The organism is Polaribacter sp. M10 (assembly GCF_054968445.1).
On record NZ_JBSSBG010000006.1, the window covers coordinates 69,041 to 89,204 of the forward strand.

The 20,164-nt window shown below is 29.6% G+C and carries 17 protein-coding genes; 10 read left to right on the forward strand and 7 right to left on the reverse strand.

What is annotated here, in order from left to right; all coding sequences use genetic code 11:
- Complete coding sequence (locus ACWYN7_RS07940; RefSeq protein WP_462859392.1) at nt 1-1,467, reverse strand: phytoene desaturase family protein; 1,467 nt, start codon at nt 1,465-1,467, stop codon at nt 1-3.
- 62 nt (nt 1,468-1,529) lie between these two features.
- Nucleotides 1,530-2,423, reverse strand: a complete 894-nt coding sequence (locus ACWYN7_RS07945; RefSeq protein WP_462859393.1) for a MerR family transcriptional regulator — start codon at nt 2,421-2,423, stop codon at nt 1,530-1,532.
- Between the two features lie 117 nt (nt 2,424-2,540).
- On the opposite strand from ACWYN7_RS07945, the gene ACWYN7_RS07950 reads away from it, so the two are divergent.
- Genes ACWYN7_RS07950 through ACWYN7_RS07960 form a run of 3 tightly spaced genes read left to right on the forward strand, consistent with a single transcriptional unit; the run spans nt 2,541 to nt 4,177 of the window.
- Nucleotides 2,541-3,035, forward strand: coding sequence for an RNA polymerase sigma factor (locus tag ACWYN7_RS07950; protein WP_462859394.1), 495 nt, complete (start codon nt 2,541-2,543; stop codon nt 3,033-3,035).
- A 3-nt stretch (nt 3,036-3,038) separates the two neighbouring features.
- Nucleotides 3,039-3,683, forward strand: coding sequence for a hypothetical protein (locus tag ACWYN7_RS07955; RefSeq protein WP_462859395.1), 645 nt, complete (start codon nt 3,039-3,041; stop codon nt 3,681-3,683).
- 8 nt (nt 3,684-3,691) lie between these two features.
- Complete coding sequence (locus ACWYN7_RS07960) at nt 3,692-4,177, forward strand: hypothetical protein (RefSeq protein WP_462859396.1); 486 nt, start codon at nt 3,692-3,694, stop codon at nt 4,175-4,177.
- Here the strand turns inward: ACWYN7_RS07960 and ACWYN7_RS07965 are convergent.
- Nucleotides 4,174-5,193 (reverse strand): threonine aldolase family protein, encoded by a 1,020-nt coding sequence (locus tag ACWYN7_RS07965; protein WP_462859397.1) that lies wholly within the window; start codon nt 5,191-5,193, stop codon nt 4,174-4,176. The two genes, ACWYN7_RS07960 and ACWYN7_RS07965, sit on opposite strands and share 4 nt — an antisense overlap.
- 96 nt (nt 5,194-5,289) lie before the next feature.
- Here ACWYN7_RS07965 and ACWYN7_RS07970 point away from each other — a divergent pair, with 96 nt between their 5' ends.
- Nucleotides 5,290-7,725, forward strand: coding sequence for a hypothetical protein (locus tag ACWYN7_RS07970; protein WP_462859399.1), 2,436 nt, complete (start codon nt 5,290-5,292; stop codon nt 7,723-7,725).
- Here the strand turns inward: ACWYN7_RS07970 and ACWYN7_RS07975 are convergent.
- Nucleotides 7,712-8,263, reverse strand: coding sequence for an AAA family ATPase (locus ACWYN7_RS07975; protein WP_462859400.1), 552 nt, complete (start codon nt 8,261-8,263; stop codon nt 7,712-7,714). The genes ACWYN7_RS07970 and ACWYN7_RS07975 overlap by 14 nt on opposite strands.
- Before the next feature lie 103 nt (nt 8,264-8,366).
- Entirely contained in the window at nt 8,367-10,790 is a 2,424-nt protein-coding gene (locus tag ACWYN7_RS07980; RefSeq protein WP_462859401.1) for a zinc-dependent metalloprotease, read from the reverse strand.
- 170 nt (nt 10,791-10,960) lie between these two features.
- Between ACWYN7_RS07980 and prfB the strand changes: the two genes are divergently transcribed.
- The 3 genes from prfB (at nt 10,961) to ACWYN7_RS07995 (ending at nt 15,045) form a co-directional block, all read left to right on the forward strand.
- The gene (gene prfB / locus ACWYN7_RS07985; RefSeq protein ID WP_462859402.1) at nt 10,961-12,055 is read left to right on the forward strand and encodes a peptide chain release factor 2; all 1,095 of its coding nucleotides are present in this window, start codon (nt 10,961-10,963) and stop codon (nt 12,053-12,055) included.
- Between the two features lie 87 nt (nt 12,056-12,142).
- Nucleotides 12,143-12,484, forward strand: a complete 342-nt coding sequence (gene arsC / locus ACWYN7_RS07990; RefSeq protein ID WP_462859403.1) for an arsenate reductase (glutaredoxin) — start codon at nt 12,143-12,145, stop codon at nt 12,482-12,484.
- Nucleotides 12,485-12,582: 98 nt separating this feature from the next.
- Nucleotides 12,583-15,045 (forward strand): outer membrane beta-barrel protein, encoded by a 2,463-nt coding sequence (locus ACWYN7_RS07995; protein ID WP_462859404.1) that lies wholly within the window; start codon nt 12,583-12,585, stop codon nt 15,043-15,045.
- 197 nt (nt 15,046-15,242) lie between these two features.
- Here the strand turns inward: ACWYN7_RS07995 and ACWYN7_RS08000 are convergent, their stop codons facing one another.
- Nucleotides 15,243-15,416 (reverse strand): hypothetical protein, encoded by a 174-nt coding sequence (locus ACWYN7_RS08000; protein WP_165733463.1) that lies wholly within the window; start codon nt 15,414-15,416, stop codon nt 15,243-15,245.
- A gap of 156 nt (nt 15,417-15,572) precedes the next feature.
- On the opposite strand from ACWYN7_RS08000, the gene fumC reads away from it, so the two are divergent.
- The 3 genes from fumC to ACWYN7_RS08015 all read left to right on the forward strand — a co-directional run bounded on the left by fumC (nt 15,573) and on the right by ACWYN7_RS08015 (nt 18,721).
- Nucleotides 15,573-16,973, forward strand: a complete 1,401-nt coding sequence (gene fumC, locus ACWYN7_RS08005) for a class II fumarate hydratase (RefSeq protein WP_462859405.1) — start codon at nt 15,573-15,575, stop codon at nt 16,971-16,973.
- 90 nt (nt 16,974-17,063) lie between these two features.
- Nucleotides 17,064-17,537, forward strand: a complete 474-nt coding sequence (locus tag ACWYN7_RS08010; protein WP_462859406.1) for a nucleoside deaminase — start codon at nt 17,064-17,066, stop codon at nt 17,535-17,537.
- A 149-nt stretch (nt 17,538-17,686) separates the two neighbouring features.
- Entirely contained in the window at nt 17,687-18,721 is a 1,035-nt protein-coding gene (locus ACWYN7_RS08015) for a TlpA family protein disulfide reductase (RefSeq protein ID WP_462859407.1), read from the forward strand.
- A 433-nt stretch (nt 18,722-19,154) separates the two neighbouring features.
- Here the strand turns inward: ACWYN7_RS08015 and ACWYN7_RS08020 are convergent, their stop codons facing one another.
- The gene (locus tag ACWYN7_RS08020; protein WP_462859408.1) at nt 19,155-20,108 is read right to left on the reverse strand and encodes an acetyl-CoA carboxylase carboxyltransferase subunit alpha; all 954 of its coding nucleotides are present in this window, start codon (nt 20,106-20,108) and stop codon (nt 19,155-19,157) included.
- Between the last annotated feature and the right edge of the window lie 56 nt (nt 20,109-20,164).

Here is a 20,164-nt window from a genome sequence, read left to right on the forward strand (position 1 = left end):
TTACTTGTGATTTTTAATGATTAAATCTGATGCTATTTTTCCTGATATTAATGCAGGTGGAACTCCAGGGCCAGGTACTGTTAACTGTCCTGTAAAATACAAATTATTTACCTTACTACTTTTAATTTTTGGTCTTAAAAATGCAGTTTGTAATAAAGTATTTGCCATTCCGTATGCATTTCCTTTGTAAGAGTTGTATTCTTTTTCGAAATCTTTTACACAAAAAGACCTTTTAAAAAGTACACTATCTTTAATATTTTGCGCTGTTAATGTCTCAAATCTATCTATAATTTTATTAAAATATTCTTCTCTTAATGCTTCTGTATCCTCTATTCCTGGTGCTATAGGTATTAAAAAGAAGCCAGCTTCTTTACCTTCTGGAGCAGATGTTTTGTCTGTTATAGAAGTAAAGTTAGCATAAAATAATGGATTTGTAGGCCATTTAGGATCATCATAAATTTCTACAGCATGCGCATCAAAATCAGAATCGAAAAATAATGTATGATGACTTACGTTTTTTATTTTCTTATCAAAACCCACATAAAATAACAAAGAAGAAGGTGCAAATGTTTTTTTAGACCAATAAGATTCTGAGTATTGCTTTAAATTACTATCTAATAAGGTTTCTGTGTGATGATAATCTGCTCCACTTAAAACTAATTTTGTATCAATTTGTTCTCCATTTACAATTAAACCTTTTACGTTTTTGCTATCATCAACCAAAATCTTTTCTACATTCGCATTTACTGTAAAATCTACGCCCAAACTTTTGGCCAAAGTTACCATAGCTTCTATCACTTTAAACATTCCTCCTCTTGGATGCCAAGTTCCTAAACCAAAATCGGCATAATTCATAAAATTATAAAATGCTGGTGTATTGCTAGGTTTTGCTCCTAAAAATAACACTGGGAATTCTAAAATTTGAATTAATTTTTGATTTTTAATATTTTTTCTGACTTGTTGTTTTATGGTAGAAAAAAATTGACTTACTCTGGCAATTGTTGTAGAATTTACCAACTCTAAAGGAGATACACCTGGTTTATACACCAAATCTTTTATAGCTGTTTCGTAATTTGATTTTGCTGAAGCTAAAAAACTTTTTAAGTGTTTGCTGCTCCCTTTTTCTTCTTTTTCGAATAATTCGTAAATTTCTTCTAAACGATCTGAAATGGTTATGGAGTCGTTTTTACCAAAATAAACTTCGTAACCCGGACTCAATTTATCTAAGGTGTAATAGTCTGATGGTTTTTTATTAAAGTCTGCAAAGAAACTTTCAAAAACATCTGGCATCCAGTACCAAGAAGGACCTAAATCGAAGGTAAAACCGTCTTTTTTATACTGCCTTGCTCTGCCTCCTAAAGTATCATTTTTTTCTAAGACTTGTACTTTGTAACCTTGTTTGGCCAAATAACAGGATGCAGCTAGCGCTGAAAAACCTGAACCAATAATGTGAACACTTTTATCCATTGTAACAATTTGTTGAACAAATATAGTTATTTATTAAACAATAATGATAAAAGAAGTAAAAATTATAAGACCTTTAACAAATCTGCTATAGAATTGTGCAATTTAATATTATCAATTAAATCTAAATGTTTTACTTTTTCTACCTTTCTACCAACCGCAATAAATTGATTATTGGTGTTTTTCATAACCTTCTCTATTTCATTAAAATACCCTTCTATTTTATCATCATAAGGTTGAATTGTAAATGATGAAATAAAGCAAATTTCACGATCACTTTCTAAGAAATAATTCAAATTATTGAGTGGTAAACTTTGTCCTAAATAAATGGTATGATGTCCTCTGAGTACTAATTCGTAGTTTAAATAAAGTAACCCTAACTCGTGAATTTCGTTTTCTGGAAGAAATAAAACATAGGTTTTATTGGTATTGCTAATACTATATTGTAATTTTTCTGTATTTGTCTGAATTTTCTGAGCAATTAAATTAGAGATAAAATGCTCATGAGCTGGTAAAAGTGTTTCTGTTTGCCACAATAAACCAATATGATCTAAAAACGGGATAAAAATATCTTTAAAGATTTCTCTAAAAGTTTTTTTGTGTAAAAGCTTGTTGTAAGTATTATTAAAAAGAATTTTATCAAACTGAAACATCGAAACCTTTAAAGAATTGATAGCTTCGTCATTAATGGCAATATTAAACGCTAATTCTCTAGATTTTGTGGTAATCTCATCATCAGACATTGCAGCAATCTTAGAGATTTTAAAATTATTGTTGTTTAACAAAACTATGTTTAAAAGCTTTGTTAAATTTTCTGGAGAATAATAACGAATATTGGTATTTGTTCTTTTTGGTGCTAAAAGATTGTAACGTTTTTCCCATATTCTGATAGTGTGTGCTTTTATCCCAGAAATGTTTTCAAGGTCTTTAATTGTAAAATCTTGCTTTATATTGTTCAATTTAATTTACTTTTTATTCAACAAAGTTATGAATTTTATTTTAAATTGAAATTAATTAAAAAAATATGTAACATTTTATGCTATTTTGGTACTAATAAATAAACCAACTAACTACAAGTGCAGAAAGATTTAGAAAATAAATTTTTATCGGACTTTGAAACAAACCAAAATATTGCGCATAAAATTTGTAGAATTTACACTACAAATAGAGATGCTCATAATGACTTGTTTCAAGAAATAACAATTCAACTTTGGAAAAATTATCCGAAGTTTAGAGGAGATGCTAAATTTAGTACTTGGATGTATAGAGTGGCTTTAAACACAGCAATTTCTTTATATAGAAAATCGACAAGAACCGTAAAAACACAAGATATTTCTGATTTTGCTTATAAAATTAAAGCTACAGATTATGATGATACTGAAGAACAACAATTAAAAGCTTTATACAAAGCCATACATAAATTAAATGATATTGATAAAGCCCTTATTTTCTTGTATTTAGAAGATAAACCTTATAAAGAAATATCAGAAACATTAGGAATTACCTCTGTAAATGCTAGAGTTAAGATGAACAGAGCTAAAGAAAAATTAAAAAACATACTAAACCCATAATTTATGGATGTATTAGATAATTATAAAAAGGCTTGGGAAAATCAGCCAGAAGAGCAAAACAAACACTCTGCAAAAGAGATTTATAAACTTGCTCATTCAAAATCTTCATCTATTGTAAAATGGATTTTTATTATCGGTATTTTAGAATTTTTATTCTGGGGTGTTATAAATTTCATGGTTCCTGATAGTTTTTATAAAATTTACGAAGACCTTAATTTAACCGGATTTTTAAAGGTTTTTATGGTATTACACTACATTGTAATTCTGATATTTTTGTGTCTATTTTACAACAATCATCAAAGAGTATCTTTAACAGATAGCACTAGAAAGTTGATGAAAAATATTTTACGTATCCGAAAAACAGTTAAATACTATGTCTTTTACAATTTAGCAACAGTGTTTTTAACCAGTATAATTTTAAATGTTGTGCTTTTTTCTGATTCTGATAAATTAATGCTAACAATGAATCCTGATCATTTGGCCATAGACATGAGTCAAATAATAACCATAACAGTTGTTAGTCAAGTAATTGCATTAATCATAATATTAGTACTTCTTTGGTTATTTTACAAATTAGTTTATGGAATTCTTTTACGAAAATTAAACAAAAATTATAAAGAATTAGCTAGATTAGATGAGTTAAATTAAACAATTTTATGAAAAAGTTATTCTTATTATTATTTTTAGGTTTATCTATATCTTTTGCTGCACAACAAAAATCTGATTTTTGGGACAATGTGCAATTTGGAGGTGGTTTTACTGCCAATTTTGGTAACCAAACAACTATTGGAATTTCGCCAAGTGCAATCTATAATTTTGATAACGGTTTTGCTTTAGGTACAGGATTAGGTTATCTATACAGTGAAATTAATGATTTTACAACAAATGTTTATAGCACAAGTATTATTGGCTTGTATCAAACAAATTTTGGAGTTCAGTTTTCTACAGATTTTGATTATTATTTTGCAAACCAATCTACTTTTAATGGCAATTCTGTAAATACAAATTTCCCAGCCTTACATTTAGGTGTTGCTTATAACCAAGGAAGATTTGCTTTAGGAATTCGTTATGATGTTTTGTATGATGAAAACAAAAGTATTTTTGCATCACCAATTTCACCAGTAGTACGTTTTTACTTTTAAAAAGCTTTCAATTCTTTTAATAAAATTTCGTGCATTTTATCTGTGTAATCCAAATGCGTAACTATTCTTATTTTACCTTCACCCATTGGCGTTAACAAAATATTCTTTGCTGCCATTTTATCAATAAAATTATCTGCACCTATTTTATCATCCACATAAAAAATAAGAATATTAGTTTCTACAGGTTCTATTTTAGTAATGTAACTACAGGTTTGTAAAACAGCCGCAATTTCTTTAGCTTTTTTATGATCTTCTGCCAACCTTTCTACATTATTATCTAAAGCATAAATACCTGCTGCAGCTAAAAAACCAACTTGCCTCATGCCTCCACCTAACAATTTTCGTAATCTTAAAGCATAAGCAATATCTTTTTTAGAACCTAATAATAAAGAACCAATTGGCGCTCCTAAACCTTTAGACAAACAAATAGAAATCGTATCAAAAAGCGCTCCATATTGTTTTGGGGTTTCGTTTTTGGCAACCATAGCATTAAACAATCTTGCACCATCTAAGTGATAAGCCAAGTTATTTTTTTGTGCCACTTGCTTAATTTTTTCTAATTCAGAAAAATCCCAACAAGCTCCACCTCCTTTATTAGTGGTGTTTTCTACACAAATCATTTTGGTAAAAGGTAAATAAATTTGTGGTTTTACAGCAGCAATTTCTTCAATTTGATCTGCTGTAAACATACCTCTTTTACCATCTATTAACTTACAAGTAACTCCTGAATTAAATGCTACTCCTCCACTTTCATAATTATAAATATGTGCATATTTATCAGCAATAATTAAATCTCCTGGTTGAGTATGCAATTTTATAGCTGTTTGGTTTGCCATTGTTCCTGATGGAAAAAAAAGTGCATCTTCCATACCAAACATTTTTGCAGCTTTTTGTTCTAAAGCATTTACTGTAGGGTCCATTTTAAAAACATCATCACCTACTTTTGCATTCATCATTGCAGCTAACATCTCTGATGTTGGCTTAGTTACTGTATCTGAAATTAAATCTATAACCATTGTTCTAAACTATAGAATAAATTGTTATTATGCTATATATTTTTTAAAAAATTTCTTTTTTGATGCTATTTTTACTAGGTATCAAAATTCACTATTATGAAAAAGCCCATTTTACTTTGCATCCTTTTTGTGCATTTCTTTTCATTTGGTCAGCAATCTAATTTCACAAAAGTGATAGAAGATAAACTAAACCAATTTGCAACTATAAATCCGCAAGAAAAAATATATGTACATACAGACAAAAACAATTATCAAATTGATGACCAAATTTGGTATGCTGTTTATTTAGTTGATGCTACAAATCATTTAAAATCTGACAAAAGCAAAGTAGTTCATATTGAACTAATTAATGAAAGAGATAGTATTTTAGATCATAAAAAACTCTATGTAGAAGACATTTCTGTTGCTGGCGATTTTAGCATTTCTAAAAAAGTAAAACCCGGCAAATATTTAATTAGAGCTTATACCAACTATATGAAAAATAGTGGGGAGCTTTCTTTTTTTAAAAAAGAAATTACCATTTGGTCTGATAAAGAAAATCCTTTTACACAAAACCCAGAAAACGAACCTAATCTAGATAACGAACCAGATCTTCATTTTTATCCAGAAGGTGGTTATTTAGTAAATGATTTAAGCAATTTTGTAACTATAAAATTAAAAAATTCCATTTTTAATGATGTAAATACACCCATTACTATTTTAGATCAAGAAAATAATCTCATTACAACTTTTACATCATCTAAATTCGGTTTAGGGATGTTTAACCTAACCCCTAAAAAGGATGAAAGTTATTTTGCCAAAATTAATTTTAAAGGCAGAGATTACACTTATCCTTTGCCAAAAGCATTACCTACAGGAGATGTTTTAAATGCGGTTGTTAAAACTGATGAAATTCTCATCAACCTAAAATCGAACAAAATAAATGGATTGTTAAATAGCACTTTAGTAATTCACAAAAGAGGTAATGTTTTATTTAACAAGCAGTTAAAAACACAAACAGATAATAAAGTTTTAAAACTACCAATTCACAAATTAGATAATGGTGTTTTACACATAACACTTTTTAATTCTAGCAACCAGCCAACTTGCGAAAGACTCGTTTTTGTAAATAACAAAAAAAGCACTGTTGATGTTAATATTAAAAAACCGAAAGATTATTATACATCAAGAAAAAAAGTGCGTTTAAATATCGATGTAAATGATTTTAAAAAGAATCAAGTAGAAAGCTTTTTGTCTTTAACTGTTAAAGATATAAATACTTTTGATGAAAGCACAGATGGCGAAAATATTAAGACTTGGTTGCTCTTAAATTCTGATTTAAAAGGACAAATTAAAAACCCAAATTTTTTCTTTGAAAAGGACGATAATAATGAAAGAAAATATTTGTTAGATTTAATTATGAAAACAAATGGCTGGCGTAGATTTACTTGGCAAGATTTACTTTTTAAATCTCAAGAAAATGAATTTGAACCCGAAAAAGGACTTTTTATTCGCGGTAAAACCTTTAGTATGAAATCGCCTTACAGACCAAAATCTGTACCAACAAGACTTACTTTTTACAGTAAAGTAATAGCACAAGAACCTATACAACGTTCTAATGAAAAAGGAGATTTTAGCTATGGCCCTTATGTCTTTTTTGATTCAATTCCGGTTTTGGTAGAAGCACGATTAACCAATTTTAATTCTAAGAAAAATGCAGATAGAAAAGTACTTATTGTAAAAGGTAAAGAAGAAAAAAGTCCGGCTATTGTTAGAGATTCATCAACAATAAATGACAACAAAAGCAATCTAGAAGCTTTTTTAAAATATCAAAAATATATTAAAGAAATTGAAAATGCTTTTAAAAATCAAGAGAACGTTTTAAACGAAATTATTATAAAATCGAATTTAAAAACGGACAAAGATTTACGAAGAGAAGAAATGAATGACAGAACTTCTTACGGAAATTCTTTTAGAAGATTTGATATCGAAAATCAAATTTCAATTTCTAACAATGCTTTCGACATTTTTTATAGCATTCCAGGTGTAAATGTGGTTGGCGATTCTATTTCCATCAACAGAGATCCTAATAGATCTCCCTTATTTTTGTATGATGAAATGCCAATAGACATCATCGATTTACAAACTATTGATGCAAATGATGTTTCTTTTGTAGATGTACTAATTGGTGCTGATGCAGCTTTCTTTTCGAATAGTGGTTCAGTAATTTCTATCTATTCTAAACTAGGAAATGGAAATGGATTAAATTCTAAAGTAAAAAGAAAACCAGGTATTATAGATTTTAATGCCATTGGTTTTTACACTGCCAAAGAATTTTATGCTCCAGATCATATTAACGGAATTGAAGAAAGTACAAAATCGGATCTTAGAACTACGTTGCACTGGGAACCTCAGATTAAAACTACAACAGACAATAAGGTAAATATAGAGTTTTTTACTTCGGATTTAAAAAGTGAATATTCAATAGAAATTCAAGGAATTACCAAAACAGGAATACCGATTTATGGCACAAGTAAAATTACTGTGGAGTAAAAATTAACTTTTTTGATAAAATATTTTTTAGCTGATGTATTTCTTTTGGAGATTTTAAAATCAACCATTTTTTATGTGCAAAAAGTGTTGTTTGCCAATGATGCATTCTTCTTTTTCTGTGCCAATAGGTTTTAAAAATCCAAAGAAATAAACTTTCTTTAGAAAAGGTTCTGCTTAATGTTTCATAGTTTTCGCCACAACATTTTTCTTTTAAAAAAACTCTTTTGTAAGTTCTTATAAAGTAACGTCTTAAAATTAAGTGTAAAGGATAATCTAACCAAACAATTAACGTGGCATCTTGCCAAACTGAGTCTTTTAAAAGCGTTTGGTAACTGCCAGTAACAATCCATTCTTGATGTTTAGCAAGCTCAAAATTTACATCATTTACAAAAACATCATTTTCTTTTTCTACCCAATTTGGTAAAAAATGAAGGTCGTCTAAATCTATTTGCGGAATTAAAAATTCTTTAGACAATTTTTTACCCAAAGTAGTTTTTCCTGTACAAGTTGTGCCAGTAATAATTATTTTTCTGTGCATTGTAGGTTTTGTAAATCGACAAAAATAAAACACAAAAATTTACTGTTTTTATAAGTAAAACCTTGTAAATCTTTGTGTTTCGTATGTTTTAAAAAAACTGTTTTTAATGCATATCACTACCAATAGGCGATCCATCAGGAATTTTTGGAGCCGCTATTTTTTTAAACGAAGTCGGATTTTTTAGATAACCATCAATCATTTTTACTAATGCAGCATCATAAATTTTCTGAATTCCTGAAGCATTTTTATTTTTTAAATACGTTTTTATTTCATCTAACTTGTATAAAACAATAGCATTTACTTGTTTGTACTGATTTTTATAAGCACCTAAATAAAACAATTGCTCTAAAACTTTAGTATTAATTACGTTTTGCAATTCTTGATGATAAGTATCTTTGTGTGTTTTTTTGATGGATACATCAGTTAAATCATCAATTAATTCATCTAATCCCAATTGATTTTTATCCAAACTTTTATGCGCTATTAATCGAGACATTCTTTGCGGATTTAATAGCAAATTCAAGGTCATTTCAGAAGCAGTTTCTACTGCAGAAAAAGCATCAAAAGCAACACCTAACTTACTTTTAAAAGATTCTCTAGACCTGTAATAACCTATTGCTCTTGGTGGAAATAATACTAATTTTTCTTTAGGAATCGCAATTTCATCCACAGAAATCGTTTTTAAAATGGCATTTAAAGCTTTTCTTTCTACATCTCCAGAAACTCTTTTTACCACTGTTTGGTTACCACCTTTAACAGCATAACTATAGTCTAAACCTCCAATTAATTTGGTGGTTGCTTCTGTTTGAAAACGATGTAAAAAGTACAAAGGCACAAACACATCTTCTAAAACAGAATAAGGCTGACCTGATTTTATATTATCTGTAGAAAAATTAGAAATTGCTGTTTTTCTCACTTTTAAAAGATGGTTTAATTCGTCGTAAATATTACCTCCATTATCCCATAAATGAGCTGTTGCACTTGCACTTCCTTGAGGTCTTGCATCAGAATCTGATAAATATTTTAAACCTTTTGCATAAGCATCTCTTAAAATTTTATCTAGTGCTTCACTTTCATTGGTGCCTTTAGGAAAATCTTGATACGAATAGGCAACAGTAACTTTATCCCAAGCACCAATTTTATCATCATAAGCATTAGAAAAATCTATTTTACCATTTTTTAAAGTAAACTTCGGATGTGGATAATCCATCACAGAAGTTCTACCATTGGTACTTGCCGCAAAATTATGACTAAAGCCAAGAGTATGACCTATTTCGTGTGCAGACAATTGTCTGATTCTAGCAATTGCCATTTGCATTGCAAAATCATCATCAGCCGTTTTATTTTTAAAAGGAGCTTGTAAAGCTTGCGCAATTAAATAATCTTGACGAATTCTTAAACTTCCCAAACTTACATGTCCTTTAATAATTTCTCCAGTTCTTGGATCAGAAATATTAGAACCATAACTCCAACCTCTTGTAGATCTGTGTACCCATTGCACAACATTATAACGTACATCTAACATATCTGCACCTTCTGGCAACATTTTAAATTGAAAAGCATTTTTATAACCTGCAGCTTCAAAAGCTTGATTCCACCAACGACCACCATCTAGCAGTGCAGATCTTACTGGTTCTGGAGTACCTCTATCTAAATAATAAATTATAGGTTCTACTGGTTCAGAAATTGCAGCTTCTGGATTCTTTTTTTCTAAACGATGTCTGTAAATAAAACGCTTTGTAATCGATTCATTTACGGGTGTAGAATAATCTAAATAACTCATTTGCCAAGAACCTGAACGTGGATCATATTTTCTTGGTTTGTATTTATTGTCTGGCAATTCTACAAAAGAATGATGCTGATTTACAGTTACAGCACTCGCATCTGGTACAACACTTCTTATATTTCTTCCTTTAGGAGTTCCTTTAAAAGTTAATAGAATATCGAACTCAACATTTTTAGGAAACGCTTTGGTTCTTTCTAAATTAAAAGCACTTCTGCTTTTGTCTAAACTGTAATTTCCTTCTTTGCTTCTTGCCAATCTTGCAGCAACTCCATGAGCATCTCTCATAAAAAAAGAAGTTGCATCTACTAAATACATATCATTTTTAGTTTCTTTAACTACAAATCCGTGTAAAACTGATTTTGCAAAAGCTTCTCTTACTGAGTTTTTTTCTTCTTTATTATCTGTAATGGCTCTAAAATCTAAATTTGGTTGTACCATTAAAATTTTATTACCCGCTTTTTTAAAATGAACAACTACTCCACCTCCTAATTGTCCTCTATCTAAACCAATATCATTAGAACCTAAACCTTCAGAAAGCGAACGCACATAGAGAAATTCTTGATTTAACTTATCTATTTGTAAAAAGATTTTATCCAGATTTTCATCATAATAAAAAGTAAAATAGCCCTCGTATTTTGTAATTCCTTTTTTAAGATTTTTACCAGATTTCTCTGTAAAAAATTGCGAAAATCCATTAAAATAAAGCGATAAGAAAAGTAATAGAAGTAGTGATTTTTTCATTGTAAAATTAATTTTTATAAATCTATAAAATAAGTATTAGCTTTAAAAACCTAAAATCTTAAAATTTCATTTATTTTTGTTTTTCGAATTTATACAAGCTACACTGTATAAAAATTAGCTACTTTTTACTCATTATTTTTATTGATGATGTACGTAGCAAAACAAAATTTATGATTACACAAGACCAACTTAAAGATATTGCAACAAGAATTGAGAAATTAAAATCTTATTTAGAGATTGATAAAAAACTCATAGAAATAACGAATGAAGAAGAAAAAACAGCAAATCCAGATTTTTGGAACGACCCAAAAGCTGCAGAAGTTGTTATGAAAGAATTGCGTTTTAAAAAGAAATGGGTAGAAGATTACAACAAAGCCATTACTTTAAATGAAGACGTAAATGTACTTTATGAATTTTATAAAGAAGGTGAAGTTGAAGAAAGTGAAGTAATTGAACAATTTGAAAAAGTAAGCAATTTTTTAGAAGATATTGAATTTAAAAATATGCTTTCTGATGAAGGCGATTCTTTATCAGCGGTAATACAAATTACAGCAGGTGCAGGTGGAACAGAATCTTGTGATTGGGCAGAAATGCTATTTAGAATGTACACAATGTGGTCTGAAAAACAAGGCTTTAAATTAAAAACACTCAATTACCAAGCAGGAGATGCTGCAGGAATAAAAACAGTTACTGTAGAAGTTACTGGCGATTATGCTTTTGGTTGGCTAAAAGGCGAAAATGGTGTACACAGATTAGTGCGTATTTCTCCTTTCGATTCTAATGCAAAACGTCATACAAGTTTTGCTTCTGTTTATGTGTATCCTGTTGCTGATGATTCTATTGAAATTGATATAAATCCTGCAGATATAGAAATTACAACTGCAAGATCTAGTGGTGCTGGAGGTCAAAATGTAAATAAAGTTGAAACTAAAGTTCAGTTAACACATAAACCATCAGGAATTCAGATTTCATGTTCTAATTCACGTTCGCAACACGATAATAGAGCAACTGCAATGCAAATGTTAAAGTCGCAATTGTACGAAATTGAATTGCAAAAACAACAAGCTGCCAGAGATGATATTGAAGCGAATAAAATGAAAAATGAATGGGGAAGCCAAATTAGAAACTATGTAATGCATCCTTATAAATTAGTAAAAGATGTAAGAACTGCGCACGAAACTGGTAATGTAGATGCTGTTATGGATGGCAATATCAATTCCTTTTTAAAAGCTTATTTAATGCTAAATGGACAGAAAAGTGATTAATTGTTAGCAAAATTGAAAATTATTTTCAATACTAGTTTAGTCCACTTCCAACCTTGAAACTTTGAAACTTTGAAACTTAAAAAAAACATGATAAAAATATACCACAATCCAAGATGTAGAAAATCTAGAGAAGGATTACAATTATTAGAAAACTCAGGTAAAGATTTCGAGATTATTAAATATTTAGAAACTGTACCAAGTGAAGCTGAGTTAACAGAAATCATCAATTTATTAGGGATTACTCCTATTCAATTGGTTCGTAAAACCGAGAAAATCTGGAAAGAAAATTATAAAGGCAAAGAATTGTCTGATGTAGCAATTATAAAAGCTATGGTAGAAAATCCAAAATTAATAGAACGCCCTATAATTATCAATAAAAACAAAGCTGTAATTGGTAGACCAATAGAAGCAATAACCACTGTTCTATAAAGCTTAACTTTTTCAAAAACTTGTTTAACTTTTTTTTAACTAATATAAACTAAACTTAAATAGAACTTTGCAGTCTAAACAAAAAAAACCAACTAGTCTTGATTAAAAAAATTATTCTGTTTAGCTGTTTATTAACATCAGCAATTCTATTTTCGCAAAAAACAACAACTTCTAACGAAGTTTCTATTACTGGTAAAGTTGTAGATTCAAACTCTAATCAACCTTTAGAATACGCAACTATTATTGTAAAAAACACCAAAACCAATAAAATATCTGGTGGAATTACGGATATAGATGGTAATTTTAACGTAAAAACTCCTAAAGGAAATTACGTAATAAGTATAGAATTTATTTCTTTTAAATCTAAGAATTACCCAGCACAAGAAATTACAAAAAACTTAAATTTAGGTACCATAAAACTTTCTGAAGACCTAAGTTCTTTAGACGAAGTTGTAATTATTGCAGAAAAAACAACTGTAGACATTCGTTTAGACAAAAAAGTATTTAATATTGGTAAAGATTTATCAATTCGTGGAGGAAATGCAAGTGATGTTTTAGGCAATGTACCTTCTGTTCAAGTTGATGTAGAAGGTGCTGTAAGTTTAAGAGGTAATGAGAATGTTACCATTTTAATTGATGGCAGGCCAAGTGCTTTAGTAGGTTTAGATGGTGCAGATGCATTAAGACAAATTCCTGCAGAAGCCATTGAAAAAGTAGAAGTTATTACTTCACCTTCTGCTAGATATGATGCTGAAGGAACAGCAGGAATTTTAAATATCATCTTAAGAAAAAATAAACTAACTGGTTTTAATGGTTCTTTACAATTAGATTTAGGTTACCCAGAAAGAGCGGGTACTGCTTTTAATGCAAACTGGAGAACTGAAAAATGGAACTTATTTTCTAATACTGGTTTTAGGTATAACGAAACTCCTGGTAACGCATTAAGTGATACTGAGTATTTAGTAGACACAGCACCAAATGCAAGAGTAAATGAACAAAGAAATTTTGGTAGACTAGGTAGATCTATTTTTACAAGTTTTGGTGCAGAGTATTATATCTCAAAAAATTCTAGTATCATTGGTAATTTTATTTATAGTTCTGGTAATGATGATGATGTAAATACCAACGAAATTATAAGATACGATGCTGATGGAAGTATCAACGAAGCAACTTTTAGAACTGAAAATGAAGGTGAAGATGAAGAAAGAATTCAATACACTTTAGATTATGTAAATAATTTTGATGGTAATGGAAGAAAACTTTCTATTAACACGCAATACTCTACAGAAGTAGAAGATATTTTAAATAATATTACAGAAGTAGATACACAAACTAACTTGTTAAATGATTTAGAGCAAGTAATAGAAGATCAAGATGAAGATCGTTTTCTTTTACAAGCAGATTATGTTCATCCTTTAGGAGAAACTGCACAATACGAAGCTGGTTATAGAGGTAATTATAGAGATATTTCTAATCAATTTTATTTAGCAGAAAGACAAGTTTTTCCTGATGGACCTTTAGTACCAGATGCAGGCTTAAATAACACCTTTGGTTATAAAGAATTTGTAAACGCTGCTTACTTTCAATATGGAAAAAAGTTTAATAAAATTTCTTTATTAGCTGGTTTACGTTACGAAAACACTTCTGTAGAAATAGAACAAGAAACGAGTAGTGAAACCAGTAAAAAAAGCTACGATAATTTTTTCCCAACTCTAAATTTAGGTTTAGAATTTGAAGGCGGAGAAAGTATGACAATCGGATACAACAGAAGAATTAGAAGACCAAGAGGAAGAAGTTTAAATCCTTTTCCAAGTCGTTCTAGCGAAAGCAATATTTACAGTGGTAATGTAGATTTAAACCCTGTAATTACAGATGCTTTTGATTTAGGTTATTTAAAAAGATGGGAAAAATTTACCTTAAGTACTTCTATCTATTACAACAGAAGTAATGACAACTGGGAAAGAATTCAAGAAAACACAGGTGATTTTACAGATAATGGAGACCCTGTAATTAGAAGGTTCCCTATAAATTTATCTTTAGAAGAAAGAGTTGGTTTTGAATTTACTTTAAATTACAAACCGTTTAAAATTTGGAATATAAATAGTGATTTTAACTTATATAACGTAACTACGGATGGAGATTACACCAACCCAACTACAAATGCAACTCAAAATTTTGATTTTGAAAACACTGCCTTTTTTATAAGATTAAATCAAAAAGTAACTCTACCAGGTAAAACAGATTTACAAATTAATTCTAATTATAGAGGTGCTTCACAAGATGCACAATCTACTAGCGATGGCATTTTTACCATGAATATTGCAGCAAGTAAAGATTTATGGAACGAAAAAGCTTCTTTAAGTTTAAACGTTAGCGATGTTTTTAACGGACGAAGAAGACAAAGTACAACTACAGTTGCAGATGTTTTTGAGCAGTATAGTGAGTTTCAGTGGAGAGAACGTCAAGTTACAGTTAGCTTTGTTTACAGATTCAATCAGAAGAAGAAAAATGAAAGAGGTGGTAACAGAGAAGAAATGGGTGGAGAAGAATTTGAAGGATAGACTATTTTCATCAACATAAAATTTAAAAAAGAGTTTACGAATAAAAAAGTAAGCTCTTTTTTTTGATAAAAATTTAGAAGTACTATAATCTATTTTATTTTTAAAAAAATTTAATTGTATTTACAAATTTAAATTTAGCACAAAAAAATGCCCGCAAATTGCGAGCATTTTTTTAAAATATATATGTTGTATAAGAACTACTTACCTTCAGCAGCTTTTTTAGCTTCTTTTTTTAATTTCATGTTTTCCCAAATAGTACCTCCAATCCAGTAAGGAACCACGAATGTCAATAAAAATATTAACAACCAAAAACCAGCTGTAAAAATGAACATAAATAAAACTAATCCTGAAAATTCTGAAAAATCTAACATTGGTATACTTTGAAATTTTAATTCATCAAAAATAATACTAATTTTTAAAATTTCATATTAAAAAAATATTTTTTTTTACAATCTAAAAATGATATTTATCAAGTAAAGGAGCTAATTGTTTTTTGTAAATTTGTTTCATCATAAATTACATTTAAAATGACAAAATATAGAGTAGAAAAAGATACCATGGGTAAAGTAAATGTTCCTGCAGATAAATATTGGGGAGCACAAACTGAACGTTCTAGAAATAACTTTAAAATTGGTCCTGCTGCATCAATGCCTTTAGAGGTTGTTTATGGTTTTGCATATCTTAAAAAAGCGGCAGCTTATACAAATACAGAACTTGGTGTTTTATCCTCAGAAAAAAGAGATTTAATTGCTCAGGTTTGTGATGAAATTTTAGAAGGTAAACACGATGATCAATTTCCGTTAGTAATTTGGCAAACGGGTTCTGGTACACAATCTAACATGAATGTGAACGAAGTTATTGCAAACAGAGCTCATGAAATTGCTGGTAAAGTTATTGGTGAAGGTGATAAAACCATTCAACCCAATGACGATGTAAACAAGTCGCAATCTTCTAACGATACTTTTCCAACAGGAATGCACATTGCTGCTTATAAAAAAATTGTAGAAACTACAATTCCTGGAATTACGCAACTTAGAGATACTTTACAAGCTAAATCAGAAGCTTTTAAAGATGTTGTAAAAATTGGTAGAACGCATTTAATGGATGCTACTCCTCTAACATTAGGTCAAGAATTTTCGGGTTATGTTGCCCAATTAAACTTTGGTTTAAAAGCATTAAATAATACATTAGAACATTTATCACAATTAGCTTTAGGAGGTACAGCTGTTGGTACAGGTTTAAATACCCCTGCTGGTTATGATGTTTTAGTAGCAAAATATATTGCAGAATTTACAGAATTACCTTTTGTAACTGCAGAAAATAAATTCGAAGCTTTAGCTGCACACGATGCTTTAGTAGAAACACATGGAGCTTTAAAGCAAGTTGCTGTTTCTTTAAATAAAATTGCCAACGATATTCGTTTAATGGCTTCAGGACCAAGATCTGGAATTGGAGAAATTATTATACCTGCAAACGAGCCAGGTTCTTCTATTATGCCAGGTAAAGTAAACCCAACACAATGCGAAGCTATGACAATGGTTTGCGCACAAGTTATGGGAAATGATGTTGCTGTTACTGTAGGTGGAACTCAAGGACATTATGAGTTAAACGTTTTTAAACCAATGATGGCTGCAAATGTGTTACAATCTGCTCAATTAATTGGAGATGCTTGTGTTTCTTTTGATGTAAATTGTGCTGCTGGTATAGAACCAAATCACTCAAGAATTACAGAATTAGTAAACAATTCTTTAATGTTGGTTACAGCATTAAATACTAAAATAGGATACTATAAAGCTGCAGAAATTGCAAACACAGCTCACGCAAATGGAACAACTTTAAAAGAAGAAGCTGTACGTTTGGGTTATGTAACTTCAGAACAATATGATGAGTGGGTTAAACCTGCTGCTATGACTGGTAGTTTAAAATAAAAGTATTAATTTTACCAAATATTAAAAGCTGCATTATAATGCAGCTTTTTTTTGGCTTTAAAAATAAAATCATAATTTTAGATAATGAAGATGAACAAACACGAAGAATTTATGAGTGAAGCTGTAAAAGCAGCTTTAAAAGGAATGCAAAATAATGAAGGTGGCCCTTTTGGATGTATTGTTGTTAAAGATGATAAAATTGTTGGTTATGGTAATAACAAAGTTACCTCAACTAATGATCCAACTGCACATGCAGAAGTTACTGCCATAAGAGATGCTTGCAAAAAACTAGGCTCTTTTCAGTTAGATGGTTGTATAATTTATACTTCTTGCGAGCCTTGCCCCATGTGTTTAGGTGCAATTTATTGGGCAAGACCCGATAAAGTTTATTATGGTAGCAACCAAAAAGATGCAGCAAATATTGGTTTTGATGATGAATTTATCTACAAAGAAATTCCTTTGCCTTACGATAAAAGAAGCATCAAGTTTGAGCAAATAGGTAGAGAAATTGCCTTAGAGCCTTTTAAAAAATGGAGCGAAAAACAAGACAAAATTGAATATTAAACTTAAAAAATGCTGATAACATAATCAGGATTTTTTTTAGCATAAAATCTAGGCGTTAAACTTAAATATATTAACGAAATACATCATTTATTTTAACAGTATTTATGTTTCTTATTGTTTTATATTTGCATCTAATTTTAAAATAAAAAATGAAAAAACTAAGCACAATACTTTTTGGTTTAATAATTATGGTGGCATGTAGCCAAGAACACTCTAAAAAGTATCTTACAATATCAGGAAAATTAGAAAATAATATAGATTCTATTTTTTCTATTGCAGACAGAAAAGGTATTATTAAAACAATAAAAATTAATGCTGATGGTACTTTTAAAGACACATTAAAACTTAAAAACGATAAAGGAGAAATTTATACCATACTTACCAACGCTAACAATAGAGCTCCTATTTACCTAAAAAACGGATTTAATATTTCTTTACAAAGCGATATAAACGATTTTTTAAAAAGCATTACATTTTCTGGCGAAGGCGCATCTAACAGTAACTTTATTTTGGCTCAGATAGAAAGAAGTCAAAAAATGGGGAATCCACAGTTAATTTTAGATTTAGAACAAGAAGAATACAGAAAAAAAGTAGATAAAATTAAAGCTGATTTTGATAGTATATTAAACTCTTATAACAATATTGATAGTGCTTTATATAGTTCTATGAAGCAACAGAATCAACAAATTGTTACTTATTTTGATAATGCATACGCGCAAAATAAAATGATGGCTAAAGGTAGACCATCACCAACATTCGAAAATTATGTAGACATTAAAGGAGGTACAAAATCTTTAAGTTCTTTTAAAGGTAAATACGTTTATATTGATGTTTGGGCAACTTGGTGTGGACCTTGTATACAACAAATTCCTTATCTACAAAATTTAGAGAAAGAGTATCATAATAAAAACATCACTTTTGTAAGTATTTCTACTGATGAATCTAGAAGAAGTGGTGGTTCTTGGGAAGCTGCAGAAAAAAAATGGCGCGATTTTGTTAAGAAAAGAAATATGTCTGGTGTACAATTATGGTCTGGACAAGATTTTACTTTTCAAAGAGATTATCAAATTAACGGAATACCAAGATTTATCTTAATCGATCCACAGGGTAATATTGTAGATGCTAATGCACCTAGACCTTCAGATCCTAGTTTAAGAACCTTATTTACGTCTTTGGGTATTTAATAAACTTTGTTTTTAGAAGCTAAACCCTCTAAAAAGTTTGTTTGCTAATCGTACAAAATAATTCATAAATAAAATAAACGAAAAGAAAAAGACAGCAATTATACCAAAATCTAAAAATGAATTAATGTCATTTAGTTTTATCATATATTGACCTGTTTTGTAGATTAATACTGCTGTTACTAAGAAAAGGAAAATTTGTTGTAAGGTAGTTTTAAACATTACTCAGGATTTAAAAGTTAAGTATTATTCTCTAACTATTAGAGTATTACAAAACAAATTTCACATTTTACTCTGAATTAAATAGACAAATGTAGTTAAGCCGTAATTTAGTGTCGTCGAAAAATCATCGACTAAAGACTAGCTTAGAGGAAACATAAAAAAAAGCGAAATTCAAATTAGAATTTCGCTTTTTTTTTAATTGTTAATACTAGATTTACTCTTTATATACACCCATATTTGCATATTTATCCATTCTTTGCATCACCAAATCAGTTTCTGATAAATCTTTTAATTCGTCGAAAGCTAAGACAATTTGTTCTTTTACTTTTGCAAAAGCTCCTTCTCTATCTGCGTGTGCACCACCAATTGGTTCTTTTATAATTCCATCTATTAACTTTAACTTTTTCATATCAGTACCAGTTAATTTTAAAGCAGCAGCAGCTTGTTCTTTATACTCCCAACTACGCCATAAAATAGAAGAACAAGATTCTGGAGAAATAACAGTATACCAAGTATTTTCCATCATATATACTCTATCTCCTACTCCAATACCCACTGCTCCACCAGAAGCACCTTCACCAATAACTATTGTAATAATTGGTGTTTTTAAACGAGTCATTTCTAAAATGTTTCTGGCAATAGCTTCACCTTGTCCACGTTCTTCTGCTTCTAAACCTGGATAAGCACCTGGAGTATCTAAAAGAGTAACCACTGGTATACCGAATTTTTCTGCCATTTTCATTAAACGTAAGGCTTTTCTATACCCTTCAGGATTTGCCATTCCAAAGTTTCTATACTGGCGAGTTTTGGTATTGTAACCTTTTTGTTGACCAATAAACATAAAAGATTGATCGCCAATTTTACCCAAACCACCAATCATGGCTTTATCATCTTTTACATTTCTATCTCCATGCAACTCCATAAAAGTATCTCTACAAATTGCATTGATATAATCTAAAGTATAAGGTCTGCTTGGATGTCTAGATAATTGAACTCTTTGCCAAGGCGTTAAGTTTTTATAAATATCTTTTTTAGCAGCAGCTAATTTCTTTTCAATTTTTTTACAAGTAGCTGTAACATCTACATCGCTTTCTTCACCAATAATCTGACATTTTTGAAGCTGATCTTCAAGCTCTTTTATTGGCATTTCAAAATCTAAATATTCCATTTTGTAGTTACTTTGATTATACTATTTCGATTAACAAACATACTATAAAAATTACT

Bases quoted from the DNA above. Each gene is read 5' to 3' on its own strand.
- ACWYN7_RS07940 (WP_462859392.1), bottom strand. From the start codon at position 1,467: ATGGATAAAAGTGTTCACATTATTGGTTCAGGTTTTTCAGCGCTAGCT.
- ACWYN7_RS07955 (WP_462859395.1), top strand. From the start codon at position 3,039: ATGGATGTATTAGATAATTATAAAAAGGCTTGGGAAAATCAGCCAGAA.
- ACWYN7_RS07960 (WP_462859396.1), top strand. From the start codon at position 3,692: ATGAAAAAGTTATTCTTATTATTATTTTTAGGTTTATCTATATCTTTT.
- ACWYN7_RS07965 (WP_462859397.1), bottom strand. From the start codon at position 5,193: ATGGTTATAGATTTAATTTCAGATACAGTAACTAAGCCAACATCAGAG.
- ACWYN7_RS07970 (WP_462859399.1), top strand. From the start codon at position 5,290: ATGAAAAAGCCCATTTTACTTTGCATCCTTTTTGTGCATTTCTTTTCA.
- ACWYN7_RS07975 (WP_462859400.1), bottom strand. From the start codon at position 8,263: ATGCACAGAAAAATAATTATTACTGGCACAACTTGTACAGGAAAAACT.
- ACWYN7_RS07980 (WP_462859401.1), bottom strand. From the start codon at position 10,790: ATGAAAAAATCACTACTTCTATTACTTTTCTTATCGCTTTATTTTAAT.
- prfB (WP_462859402.1), top strand. From the start codon at position 10,961: ATGATTACACAAGACCAACTTAAAGATATTGCAACAAGAATTGAGAAA.
- arsC (WP_462859403.1), top strand. From the start codon at position 12,143: ATGATAAAAATATACCACAATCCAAGATGTAGAAAATCTAGAGAAGGA.
- ACWYN7_RS08000 (WP_165733463.1), bottom strand. From the start codon at position 15,416: ATGTTAGATTTTTCAGAATTTTCAGGATTAGTTTTATTTATGTTCATT.
- fumC (WP_462859405.1), top strand. From the start codon at position 15,573: ATGACAAAATATAGAGTAGAAAAAGATACCATGGGTAAAGTAAATGTT.
- ACWYN7_RS08010 (WP_462859406.1), top strand. From the start codon at position 17,064: ATGAACAAACACGAAGAATTTATGAGTGAAGCTGTAAAAGCAGCTTTA.
- ACWYN7_RS08015 (WP_462859407.1), top strand. From the start codon at position 17,687: ATGAAAAAACTAAGCACAATACTTTTTGGTTTAATAATTATGGTGGCA.
- ACWYN7_RS08020 (WP_462859408.1), bottom strand. From the start codon at position 20,108: ATGGAATATTTAGATTTTGAAATGCCAATAAAAGAGCTTGAAGATCAG.